The 13,196-nt window shown below is 47.3% G+C and carries 9 protein-coding genes; 2 read left to right on the top strand and 7 right to left on the bottom strand.

Features of this window, described 5'->3' with window-relative positions; genetic code table 11:
• Positions 1-12 precede the first annotated feature (12 nt).
• Positions 13-1,749, bottom strand: a complete 1,737-nt coding sequence (gene aceK / locus CWE13_RS09315) for a bifunctional isocitrate dehydrogenase kinase/phosphatase (protein WP_126808052.1) — start codon at positions 1,747-1,749, stop codon at positions 13-15.
• A 102-nt stretch (positions 1,750-1,851) separates the two neighbouring features.
• On the opposite strand from aceK, the gene CWE13_RS09320 reads away from it, so the two are divergent.
• Positions 1,852-2,793 carry a LysR family transcriptional regulator gene (locus tag CWE13_RS09320; RefSeq protein ID WP_126808053.1) on the top strand — a complete coding sequence of 314 codons (942 nt, stop codon included), beginning with the start codon at positions 1,852-1,854 and terminating at the stop codon, positions 2,791-2,793.
• Between the two features lie 91 nt (positions 2,794-2,884).
• On the opposite strand, the gene CWE13_RS09325 is transcribed toward CWE13_RS09320, so the two are convergent.
• The 6 genes from CWE13_RS09325 to CWE13_RS09350 all read right to left on the bottom strand — a co-directional run bounded on the left by CWE13_RS09325 (position 2,885) and on the right by CWE13_RS09350 (position 11,967).
• Positions 2,885-6,064, bottom strand: coding sequence for an amidohydrolase family protein (locus tag CWE13_RS09325; protein ID WP_126808055.1), 3,180 nt, complete (start codon positions 6,062-6,064; stop codon positions 2,885-2,887).
• Positions 6,065-6,206: 142 nt separating this feature from the next.
• Entirely contained in the window at positions 6,207-7,568 is a 1,362-nt protein-coding gene (locus tag CWE13_RS09330) for a GntP family permease (RefSeq protein WP_126808057.1), read from the bottom strand.
• A 31-nt stretch (positions 7,569-7,599) separates the two neighbouring features.
• Positions 7,600-8,430, bottom strand: coding sequence for an EAL domain-containing protein (locus CWE13_RS09335; protein WP_126808059.1), 831 nt, complete (start codon positions 8,428-8,430; stop codon positions 7,600-7,602).
• A 123-nt stretch (positions 8,431-8,553) separates the two neighbouring features.
• Positions 8,554-9,861, bottom strand: coding sequence for an MFS transporter (locus CWE13_RS09340; RefSeq protein ID WP_126808061.1), 1,308 nt, complete (start codon positions 9,859-9,861; stop codon positions 8,554-8,556).
• A gap of 24 nt (positions 9,862-9,885) precedes the next feature.
• Positions 9,886-11,238, bottom strand: a complete 1,353-nt coding sequence (locus tag CWE13_RS09345; RefSeq protein WP_126808063.1) for a hypothetical protein — start codon at positions 11,236-11,238, stop codon at positions 9,886-9,888.
• 9 nt (positions 11,239-11,247) lie between these two features.
• Positions 11,248-11,967 (bottom strand): VC0807 family protein, encoded by a 720-nt coding sequence (locus tag CWE13_RS09350; RefSeq protein ID WP_126808065.1) that lies wholly within the window; start codon positions 11,965-11,967, stop codon positions 11,248-11,250.
• A gap of 169 nt (positions 11,968-12,136) precedes the next feature.
• On the opposite strand from CWE13_RS09350, the gene CWE13_RS09355 reads away from it, so the two are divergent.
• Positions 12,137-13,156, top strand: coding sequence for a M28 family peptidase (locus tag CWE13_RS09355; RefSeq protein WP_126808066.1), 1,020 nt, complete (start codon positions 12,137-12,139; stop codon positions 13,154-13,156).
• The last annotated feature ends 40 nt before the right edge of the window (positions 13,157-13,196 follow it).

Genomic DNA, 13,196 nt, shown 5'->3' on the forward strand with positions numbered 1-13,196 from the left:
AAAGAAAACGCCCTAAGTGGCTTCATCATATTTCACATGAAGAAACCGAATAGCTTGTGGATAGGGGAATACATCGGCAATAACACCCGCCTTAATTTTATCTTGCTGTTCCTGCCAATAACTCGCACGTGCCAATTCCGGGTATAAAGCTAAGAATCGAGTTCTTAATTTAGGGTTGTAGAAAACGTATTGCGGTAGTTGTTCAGGGAATACATCGTTGGGTGCTACTGAGATCGAACCGGCATCTTGCAAAGAATCTTCCATGGATTGTGCTTTCGGTAATTCTCGAAAATTCATTTCATGCAGATATTGCACCTCATCGTAATCATAGAAAACAACACGTTTGGTGCGCGTTACCCCAAAGTTCTTTAATAGCATATCACCGGGGAAAATATTTGCCGCGAGCATATCTTTTAGCGCTTGGCCGTAATCTTCGATGATCGCCGAGGTTTCCTCATCGTTCGCATATTCGAGATAGATATTCAGCGGTGTCATCCGCTTTTCAATATACATATGGCGAATGATTAATAAATCGTCCTCAAACTCCAAAGAACTGCCAATGCTACTTTTCAGCTCCTCCAATAAATCGGCAGAAATACAACTCAATGGCAGGGCAACGTTTGAATATTCAATCGTATCCGCCATGCGCCCCACGCGATCGTGGCGTTTTACTAATTGATAGCGTGCCAGCACTGTATCGCGGCCAAATGGTTTACTTTCACCAAACTCATCGCGAATCACCTTAAACACATACGGGAACGAAGGCAGAGTAAATACCATCATGACCAACCCACGAATACCGGGAGCCGCCACCATTTGCTCATCCGATTCAGCAAGGTGCGTTAGTAATTCGCGGTAGAACTCGGTTTTCCCCTGTTTATGTAAACCAATTGCCGAATACAATTCAGCTAGGGTTTTGCGTGGCATCAATCCTTTTAAAAATCGCACCAAGGCCGACGGCGCGCGCGTATTCACCATGAAATAAGCCCGTGAAAAGCTAAAAATAATCGTCATTTGATTCACGTCAGTAATCAGCGCATCAAGAAATAGCTCACCTTGCTTGTTCACCAGCACAGGCACAATAAAAGGGTATTGGTGCTCTTCGGTAACAATCCGCCCCACTACATAAGCAGCTTTGTTTCGATAGAATGGATTCTGTAATACATCAAGGCGCATTTGATGAGCGGCAAGCGCACGAACATTCGCTTGGCGTTGAAACGCGCGCATCAATTGAGAAATATTCGCCTCTAAATCTGCAAATTTAGCCGTGAAGTGCATTTCATGAATAATTCGCCGCAACGTTTCCCGAACACCCTCGGCGACTGGGAAATAACTTTGATACTCGGTTTCTACGGGCAAAGGAATTCGCCGCGCTAAGGTAGATTCCACAAATATAAACTGATTGTGAAAATAGCGGCGGTGAAAAAGTTTACAGAACACTGAGTTAAAGAAAGTTTCTGCGAGTTCTGCCTGAGGATGAAACTGCAGTAACTCCTCATAGATATTTCGTACTTCCTGCCAAAGTTGCGTGTTCGGCTCATCGGAAGATACCTCTTGATTCAACAAGGTAATGGTTTCTTGCACCCGTAAATCATAAAACGAAATACGCTCGCGCGCCGCAGTTTGCAACTTGCCCCAAGCTCGCGCGGTAAAATACTGCTCCGCCGTATTGGTAATCGCTTGAAACAGCTGATAGTGATGTTGGAAACCCTGCAATATCAAGCGTGCTATGCGGCGACTTTCCGCCATAAACTAATCTCCTAAAAAACGGGAACTAACATTGCAGTTCTGAATTGCTTCTTTATAATTCATTCATCTTATTTATTATAATCAGCATAGGCAATTCATCTGATGAATCATTTTCGAAATATCGATCTTAATCTTTTGATATATCTTGATGCGTTACTTCGGGAACGAAACGTTACCCGTGCTGCAGAACAACTGAATATTACCCAACCTGCAATGAGCAATGGCCTAAAACGTTTACGTAATTTGCTCAATGATCCGCTGTTAGTGCGCACCAGTGAAGGCATGGTGCCTACCGAACGCGCCCTATCCATGCAAAAGCAGGTTCGCCAGATTTTGTATTCGGTGGAAGAAGTGATTCAACCTTCTCGAACCTTCACCGCTGAAAGTAGCGAACGTGTTTTTCGCATCATGGTTTCTGATTATGCCGCCTCTACATTGATGTCGCCACTCTTGAAAGCATTGCGTGATCAAGCACCGAAAGTAACCATCGATTTAATGACACCCAGCGATGTCAGCTTTCATGATGTGGAAAATGGCAAAGTGGATATCGCCATCAATCGCTTTGATGATCTTCCGCAGTCATTCCACCAGAAAAATTTATGGCGCGATGATTTCACCTGTTTGATTCACCATGAGCACCCACTCATCCAAGATTATTCATTGGAAAATTATCTAGCAGCACAGCATTGCTGGGTTAGTAAAACCGGCTTTGGTGTAGGCATCGGCATGACCCCCGATGCCGTTCAAAAGCTTGGTTGGGTTGATGAAGCGTTAGCAAAAATTGGGCACCAACGCCGTATTCGGGTTTTTACCCGGAACTACCACGTTGCAATGCATTTAGCGCGTGAAGGTTTAATTGCCACGCTACCTACGCGTGCGGCGGAATTGTACGCGGATAACCCCGATCTGGTGCTACGTAAGCCACCCTTCCCAATTCCAGAAATTGATTTACAAATGATATGGAGCCCGCTCCTACAGCATGATGAAGGGCACCGGTGGTTCCGGCAATTAGTAGCGGATGTTGCTGCAGAAAGCTGCAAATAGGTCATTATCTATCCAGCTACGATAATCAGTTTCCAATAAAAAAGGCACCCGAAGGTGCCTTTCAAAACTACATCGAACTTAAACGTTCAAATTATTTTTCAAAATAGAATGGCTTGCGCTCACGAGCATTTCGGCCAAGCTCATTCATGCTTTCGGCATCAAACAAACGGCCGTTAACCATGGTGTGGGTTACCCGATCGCTCACTCGGATATCTTCAAGAATATCCCCATCGATAATGGCTAAATCAGCCAATTTACCGACTTCTAGCGAGCCAATCGCATGCTCCATTCCAAGGCTAACCGCAGCATCGTAAGTAGCCGTGCGTAATGCTTCAATTGAATCCATGCCGCCTTGCGCCATCATCCAAATTTCCCAATGCTGCGCCAAACCTTCACGTTGACCATGAGCACCTGCAGTAACTTTTACACCACGATCTTGTAAGGCATGAGCACCCGAGGCTACATTGATGTGATTGTAATGATGCGAAGGTGCAATTTCACGACGCATAGAGCGTGGGCGTAACACACGTTCCGGCACATAAACGCTCAAGCGCGGGTGATTCCACACATCAGTGTGGGCATACCAATAGTTTTCACCCCAAATTCCGCCGTAGGCAACACCTAAGGTTGGCGTATATGCGGTTTCCGTTTGCTCCCACAATTGCAGCACATCATCGAAAATAGTTTCCACTGGAATTGAATGCTCAATCACCGAATGGCCATCGGTTATCATGCTGATGTTATGTTGGAATAACGAGCCGCCTTCAGGCATTACCATCATTTCAAGTTCACGAGCGGCTTGAATAATTTGTTGGCGTTGATCCCGGCGTGGTTGGTTATAACTTTTCACCGAGAAAGCGCCTACTTTTTTCATGCGCTCAAGGTGAAAACGAGCATCATCTAAGCTATCAACATGTGCCGTCGCCGAAGGGCTATTCGCGCCATATAAAATCGTACCGGTAGAGAAAATTCGCGGCCCTACAATCGCACCCGCTTTTTGCATTTCACTGGCAGTGAAAATTTGTTGGGTATTATTCGAAGGATCGTGAATGGTAGTAACACCAAAGGTTAAACCAGCATATAACGCCCAGTTTTGCTGCGGAATAATTTGGCTTTCACCTTGCGCACCGTGGGCGTGAGTATCGATAAGCCCTGGAATCATGGTTTTTCCAGTGAAATCGATTACTTCCGCGCCTTCAGGAATGTTCACTTCAGAACGCGCCCCTACTGCGGTGATTTTGTTACCACTTACAATCACGGCGCCATTTTCAATGACCTGCTCGCCATTCATGGTTACAACCGTGCCACCCACAAAAGCAATGGTTTGCTCCGGAATATGCGTAGCGGCGGTAAAGCCGATATTCGTGCCATCCGCTACCTTCTCGAAATCACTATCACCACCAATATCGAACATGCCGTTAAGGTTCGCTGAATACAACTCTGGGCCTAGCGTCCAATAAAGGTTGTTGCTATCGGCCGTCCATGAAAGGTTATCTCCCGCTCGCTGAGATAGTTGCTCAATAGGGAACTGCCGATCATTTGGGCCAATATTAATTGCTGCACCACGCTCTACGAAAGGCGTTACAAACACGCGGAAGCGTTCTGCGAAAGCGAGATATTTGCCATCAGGCGAAACCTTGAATTCAGTAGCATGCGATGATGTATACAGCGTACGCGTTTCCCCACCATCAATTGCGATACTGCGAAGTTCAGGGCCGTTCGCACCAAAACCATTTACATATATCCGATCGTTACGGGCACCGAATTGCACTGAACTCCCGCTACGGGCGATACGTTCCGGGGTTTCACCATCAAGTGGCAAATGATAGATACCCGATTGCAAACCATGCCGTGGATCCGTTAAGTAGCCACCGCTGATTTTGCGGTAAACAACAGATTGGCCGTCTGGTGAAAACACCGGTTCCACAAATTTGCCCGGACCCGTTGGCAATACGCGTTCACTATTGCTACGTAAATCACGTACAACTACCTGGCCTTGTTCCTCATCGTGCCAAGTGGTGTAAACCAAGTACCGGCCATCGCGCGAAAACGAAGGGAATAATTCAAAACGGTCATTTTGTTCAGTTAAACGCTGAGCATCACCATCCGGTAAGCCACGGGTATATAAGTAGCCTAGCGCTTCATAGATAACTTGATCGGTATTCGGTGAAACCACCGCACTGCGAAGCATGCGCACATCAAAATCATCATGCTCGATGTGTTGGCGGAAACGCACCGCGTTTTGAACTTCTTTTTCCACCGAAACATTAAATGGAATGTTGGCCGTACGCCCACTCTCCACATTTAATCGATGTATTTGCCCTTTTGCATAAAACACCAACTCTGATCCATCCGTGTTCCAGCTCATGCTCGGATAAACACCATGAATAGCCCAAGTTTCCTGCATATCCCGGCTTAAATCAGAATACACCGCTTCACTGGTGCCCGTTTCTAAATCATAAAGATAAAGCTTACTTTGAAAATCATCCCGGCCTACATACGCAAGGTAGCGGCCGTCAGGCGAAGGCACTGGACGCACTGCGCCACCCATTCCTGAGATCACCGTTTCAATATCACCGGTTTCTAATTCGTAACGTTTGATACTGTAAATTCCAGAAATGGAATCTTTGTTGTAATGGAAAGTTTGGCCTGGGGTATCGTCTTGTGAGTAATACACAAACTTACCGTCTGGAGAAAACGCCGGCTCACCCAGATCTTTTTGATCATTTGGCCGCGCCGTAAGCATAACCCCTTGCCCACCACTTCGGTGGTACATCCAAATTTCACCTGCACCTAACGAACGGCGAGCGGTAAAGTGTTTGCGCGCAACAATGTATTCACCATCGGGGCTCCATGCTGGGCTATTCAATAAGCGGAAGCTTTCTTTGGTAACTTGCCAAGCATCACTGCCATCAGCTTTCATGATCCAAATATTATCGCCACCACCTTCATCGGATGTGTAAGCAATATATTGGCCATCCGGGCTATAAGTTGGTTGCATGTGCCAGCCGATACCACCGCGAATCAACTCAGCTTCACCACCACCCGCAGGCATGCGGTAAATATCACCGAGCATATCGAATACCACGTGAGCGCCGTCTGGGCTTATATCAACACTCATCCAGGTGCCGCGATCCGTATTTATTTCTACGGTGCTGAATTCACCCATAGGTTCGCTAACATTCCATTCAGAATCAGCGCTCGCTATACCACCAACACACAAGGTTGCTGCCATACCTGCGATGGGAATTAATTTCTTCAATTTAAACATGAGGGATCCCTAGTCATTGCTATCAAATAATGGCTGATAACTTATCGTTTGCCTACTTCACCGGTAGGCTTTGGTTATCTTGTTGTAAACCACCGCGAGGCCGTTGTCTACGGCCTCGCGGTGAGCTCACTAATGCGTGCGATTAAGCCAACATCATCGCCACCGCCACTACAGCGAGTGCCGCTAGCATCGGTACTAACACGGTAACTACGAAAATATCGCGATAGGCTTCTTTATGGGTTAATCCCATTAACGTAAATAGTGCAATTACCGCACCTGAATGCGGAAGCGAATCGAGGCCGCCCGCCGCTAGGTTGGCGATACGATGCAGCAATTCAGGTGCAATGCCGAGTTCAAGATACGCGGGCGCTAAGCTCGACATGAAGATCTGCAAGCCGCCAGAAGCCGAGGCGGTAATGCCTGAAATAAGGTTAGCGGAAATAAACACCGAAACTAACGCTGGCAAATCGAGCGCCAACAACCACCCGGCGAACGCATGGAAACCTGTGGTTTGAATAACGACCCCACCAAAACCGATTACCGCGGCGGTATTAATTAAGGGTAATAATGCATCATCAGCACCTTGCCCCGCTGTGCGAACAAAATCCTTGCGAACCGGAGGGAACAGCACATAGCAAATACCGGCCCCCATCAGCAACGCGAAGCTGGCCCAAAGAATAGGCTGCGTTAACGCAAAATTAATCCAATCTGCGCTGATTGCGAATTGTTGCAGTAAACGAGGTAAAACAATTAGGGCTAAAACTACGAGCACCGGTAAAATTGAACGGCCCCAGCCAGGCAACTTACTTCCCGGGCTACCCGCCAGCGCAGCCATTTGCTCATCCTTTGCGGTGGCCACATAACCTTCTCCGTTTGCTGCTGCTTTATGCCACTGGCGTTGTAAATACCAAATACCTAACCCTGCCATCAGCAAACCCGCAAGCACGCCATACCAACCACCAGCAAACAAATCGGTGCCGAGTGAATTCGCAGCAATAACGTTGTGGATCGAAGGTGTTCCCGGCAGCGCCGTCATCGTGAACGTACCGGCGCCTAAGGCGATAGCGGCAGCATATAAACGTCGAGGAATATTCGCTTCTTTCATTAACGTAACGCCAATTGGATACATGGTAAAAATAACCACGAATACAACAACACCACCGTAAGTAAGTAACGCACACACAAGCATTGCAATGAGCAACGCGCGTTTTGCACCTAGCCACTGGGTAATAGCCATGGCAACGCCTTGGGCTGCTTGGCTGGCAGCCATAATCCGGCCGAACAAAGCACCACAGAGAAACAATAATAAGAAATTACCGGCGAAGCTAAATGCCCCAGATGGTCCGAATGGAAAGTGTTGGAGAAACACTTCTTGCATCGCCATACCATTGGTAATGCCGATAACCAAGATAGCTAACAGTACCGCAAGCAAAATATTCCAGCCACGCAACGCAAGCCCAATCAATAAAGCCAGGCCTACAAGTAACCCTATATTCCCAAGCATAATGAAACCCTGTTGTTATTAATATTAGGTATCAAGGTAGCAAAAAATGTATATCTTCTGCTACTGCTAAAAATTCCTGCGGGTGCATCGCCTTGGTGAAGCTCTGAAGTTGCGCTAGCGGCATGGGTTTCGCTAACAAGTATCCTTGGGCCTCATGGCAATGGCTGAGCTTTAGAAATTTCAATTGCGCTTGCGTTTCAACACCTTCGGCAATGATCCGCAAATCTAGGTTGCGCGCCAACTGTAAAATATCGTGATACAGCAAGGCATAGCGCGCATTGTTTAAAGCATCATGTAAAAAGCTACGGTCAATTTTCACCGTGCTAAGGGGTAATTTCTTCAGGTAACTTAAACCGCAATAACCGGTGCCAAAATCATCAATGCTCAGGGATATTCCCATTTGCCGAAGTTGCTGCAAAGCACTGAGCAAAGGCGGGGACGATTCCAGAACAACGGTTTCGGTAATTTCTAAATCTAAACATTGAGGCGCAATACCGGATTCTGCAAGATATTGCTGAACAACGGCAACTACAGGTACTTGTTGCAGATAGCTAACCGATAAATTGACTGAAAGGCGTTTCACAAACGGTTGCAGGCGGGAGAAATCTTGTAATGCTTGGCGCAAGGTCCATTCACTGAGGTGAACAATTAAATCGCTTTGTTCTGCTACCGCCACAATCGCTTCCGGGCTCAACCAACCAAAGCGCTTGGAGTTCCAACGCAACAATGCCTCAACGCCTGTTAACTGCTGCTCCGCTACAGAAAACTGCGGCTGATAATACAAACGCAGTTGATCAGTTTGCATCGCGCGCCGAAGATTATTTTGAATAAACGCTTTGGCCGATAACGGGGTTTCGTTCATAGCAGGTCCGGATCAAGTGGGTGACCTCAAAAGCCTAATACAAAACCCGCCTGCTGCACGGCAGTTCAGCGATAACGCCACGAAACACGGCAATCACTGATATTGGTAGAAGCCGAACCTATTTTACCGTTGCGAACGGCTTAAACCTGATAGCTCCGTTACCCGCGCCAGCAGAACAGCGCCGATAATGAAAAATGCGATAACCATTAATAAGGCGTTCTGCCGAGAAAACAGATCGGCGGCAATACCAAAGGTAGCCGCCAACAACATGGCTAAACGATTAAACACGCCCCACAGCCCGAAAGCACTGCCATCGCGTTCCGGCGATGCCAACAACGCCACCAACGAACGGCTAGACGCTTGAATAGAGCCAATACCGGTGCCGGCGAGCAGCGCAATAACTAAAAATACATCGCGCACACTCATATTTAGCCAACCGGCAATATCATAAATGCCGTACATACCACTGATGGCAATAATCCATAAGCCAATAACAGCGAATAATACTTTACGGGCCCCGACAAAGCGCTCAACGACACCAAATCCTATGGCACCGAACAACGCGCTGAACTGAGTAGCTAGAAACACGGCAACCAAATCGGTTTGCGAGAGCCCAAGCTCGCCGGTACTGTAAATACCAATAAATTTTATTACGGTTTGCACGCCCGCCATATAAAACAAGAAGGCCCAAAAGAATCGGAAGAGCACCGGTTGTAAGCGCTGTTGCCGGAATAAGTTCAAGCTTTCGCGCCAATGCTCGCGAGGAACCAAGTTCGCTACTTTCGGTTTATCTTTAACCAGTACAAACGTGGGAATAGCCACCAACACGAAGTAAATTGAAATCGCGATCATGGCCCATTGATGCTGTGCTATATAAAGGCCTTGTTCGGCAACAGGATCGGCGCTGATGATAATGACAGAAACCATCACCATACTCACAAAGCCACCCAGATAACCAAGCCCCCAACCAAGGCCGGATACCAGCCCCATATTTTTTCGGCTCGATAACTCAGGCAAAAACGCCGACATAATGGCTTCACCCACCATCCATGCAGTATTCGTAATCAGAATGATGGCAATGCCCCACCAAACATCCCCGGGGCCGATAAAATATAGTAGGCAGGTAAAACTGGCACACACTAAGGTGGACCACGCCAAGAGTTTCTTTTTCGAAACCCCTCTATCGATCCAGTGCCCTACCATTGGCGAAAGCACCATGGCAATTAATGTTGAACCAATAATGGCAATCGACCAATAGGCATCACGCCATTGGCTTTCTGCCGGCACAATATAAGCTACAAAAAATGCTGAATAAACGAAGGAAATAACAATGGTGGTGTAGGCTTGATTGGCAATATCATACATGGCCCAGCCAAAAATCTGCCGTTTTGGAGCATTTTTGGCTTCGCTCGTTACTGATGTACCTACCATTCTTGGTATCCTTAATTAAACCCGTTAACTAGCTGCTTCGGTTTCTACAATACCGTTACGGTTAAGCACAACTTTCCAGCGCTGGATGTCATCTTTATCACTCCAGCGTTCGCGAATAACAATGTTCAATACCGAGCGTTTTTCCACGATATCACGCACTACCTCATTACCCTCTTGCCGGTAAATCGGATAAGTGCTTTGTTCCAATAGCGGTGCAAGTACCTCAAGATCCAACACAATGGTTTCTCGGGTGGTTGCATAGCCACTTAAAAATCGTGAAGGCAGCATTTTCGACCAACTACTGTAATGCAACACCGCTTCTCCCCGTTGTGGGGTTGATGCGCGGCGGGCTTTTTTTATCTCGCTCGCAAGATCTTCAAAATTTTTGTAATCAATCCACTCTACCGATTTACCCACCACGTTTTCATTGTTCGGGTCAACAAACTCATGGCGCCATTTCGGCCTACCCTTGCGCAGCCAAAGCCAAAGTTTTTGTCGAATATCGTCTTTGAATACCTCGCGCACCGCATATAGTAGCGCTACTGCAGCAATGAAAACCGCCGTCACGTCGCCCAAGGTATCGCGCGCACGCAAAACGGCGTAGGAAACCGCCGTCATAACCACTGCGGCAACGCCTGCTTTTACAAAGCGTTCCTCGATATTCCCAAGCTCATGGCCTACGCGCCGCAAGGTAACCGGGAATTCAATAAGCCGGCGCAATAACCGCATTTTGTTCGACATCCGCGTACTATCAGTTTGCACCCGCTCCGAGTTGTATTCATTTTCGTTCCGGTATTTGCTTTCCCGGCGGGCTATTCGCAACAACAGTTCACGAATATCTTGTTCATCGCTCGCAAACTCGAGCTCCGCGGCGAGGCGTAAAAACTGCTGCTCTGAAAACCAAGATAGGTAGTTATCAACGTTCGTATAGTACCGGCGCAGTGCATCGTCTTTCGGGGCTGTGCGGCGTAATCGGCGCATAATGGTAGCGCTCAAATCAAGGAGTTCCGCGAGGGTTTCGCGCAGGTTTTCTGGCCGTTCGCGCAGAATTCGCCCCACTTCTTGCTCAATGGCGTTTACATATTGATAGGCATATAAGCTTAAGCTCAGCCGGTATTCTGGCGTGGGCCGCTCTTGTTGCTTCGCTAAACGCTGAACCAAGCGGCTCCGCACCAACGGTTCTAACTGCACTTGGCTATGGTAGGTTCGCGTAATATGAAAAGCTTGATGATAAAGCGCCCGCTCGGTAACCACATCAACGGATAAACCCAACTCACCCGGCACAAACAAGAATATATCTAATTTGTGTTCCGGATAATCACCGAGGTTTCGCACAATGCGTAAGCTAAACGAATCATTGCTATCTACTGTAACCACGTGCGCCTATTAATCCTGTGCCTGTAAGAAGTTTTCCACCGATTCGCCGGTGAGCTTGCCGATCCGTATAAATATGTAAACTATAGCACCCATTAGAATAATCATGGTTGGCAATACAATTACGGGAAAGCTCAATGCTGTCATTCGCGCTATTTCATTATTGAAAGCCTCGGTACCTGCTGGGCTTACAACAATCATGCGCGCCAACATGTAATTTAACACCGCAGAAAGAAAGAATGCCGAAGCCACGGCGTTGCCGCCATAGTTTAACGTGCGCTGAAACTCTTGCGTTTTCCCGCGCTTTGCAAGCACCGCGTATAATTTATCTAGATCCAGCACTTTGCGATTCAACAAAATCTTTTCTACCACCGGAAAGCGCGTAAACCGGCTACCGAACACCACGATCCCTATAATTGCCGGTACCGCCGCTTCCTTGATCGCGATATATGCTGGGTCTAGCTCTAATAAGCCGATACCACCGGTTAATAACACGCTTACCAGGCCAAGAATTGAAAAGCCGTTGATTTTTCGCCGCCGATATAACTCCCAACAGCCAAAGCCAAACGGAAATGCAAGCGCTAGCGCAAGAGCCGCGGCAGCTCCGAGCCGAGCATCATTACTCAACTGCATCAAGATAATGACTGGCAGGAAAATATTAAACAGCATATTAACCATCAAGCCAGGTTCTTTAGCCGCTTTATTCGAACTGTGGTTCCGGTATTCTTGCATAAGTTACTTCTATATTGATGATGGAGTTTGTGCAACTGCGTGCAGAGAGCATAATATGTGGCAAAAGCTTACCACTTTAGGCTTAGCATAGTATGCTATTTGCTAACATTTTGCAGCAGTGCATGCATAGGGTAATATACGTTTCTATTCTAATGAACATGGAAATTTTATGAGCAATCGTAACGCTTGGTTTCGCCGTTTTTGGCCATTATGGCTTGTTATTATCATTGTTGTTTTTGCTTGGTGGCCGGGCCGTAGTATTTTTATAAATACACTTACCGAACGTGAAGCCCAGCGTATTGCCGATATAACGCCCGCGCAAGGCGCAGCGCATACTCCCGAGCGATTAAGCATTGAGCGCATCATGACCGATTTACATTGGCTCGCGGATGCCGAGCGCGAAGGCCGCGCACCTGGTACTGAAGGCAGCAAAGCCGCTCGTGAATATATCATTAACCGCTTCCAAGAACTCGGCCTCACACCAGCAGGAACCGAAGGCTACGAGCAAGCATTTAGCCACGAGCGGGTTGAGCGCGCCATCAACGTTCTTGGTAGTGTTGTTGGGCAAGATCCAACGCTCCGAACAATTGTTATCACCGCCCATTATGATCACCTTGGCGTGCGCAATGGCACTATCTATCATGGTTCTGATGATAACGCCTCAGGCACCGCAGTTTTACTCGAAATGGCACGTTATTTCAGTGAAAACCAACCACAACACACTTTATTATTTGCGGCATTAGATAGTGAAGAGCGCGGTTTACTCGGGGCACATGCGTTATTCACAAGTGGCCACCTCGATCCGAAAACCATCGCCTTCAATGTAAATATGGATATGCTAAGCCGTAATACCGATGAGCTTCTTTACGCTGTTGGTACTTATCACAACCCTTGGTTGGTGCGTTTAGTGCAGCGCGTACAGGAAGAGAATGGTGCCCGAATTGTGATGGCCCATGATCGGCCTTGGTTTAAAGCCGGCCGTACCGATGATTGGACACTGAGCTCTGATCATGGTCCATTCCATGAACAAGGCATTCCTTTTATGTATTTCGGTGTGGCGGATCATCCTGATTACCATGCTCCAACCGATACTTCCGACAAAGCCGACGAGGAATTCTTCCGAATTACCGCCGAAGCCGCTTTCAGCTTTACAAAATTGATCGATCAAGTACTTGCAGAAAAACGTTAGTCGTTTATGTTCGCAGTATTGAAGAACAGAGGTATTAGCT

The sequence above is a fragment of the Aliidiomarina shirensis genome (assembly GCF_003987345.1).
Taxonomy (GTDB): domain Bacteria; phylum Pseudomonadota; class Gammaproteobacteria; order Enterobacterales; family Alteromonadaceae; genus Aliidiomarina; species Aliidiomarina shirensis.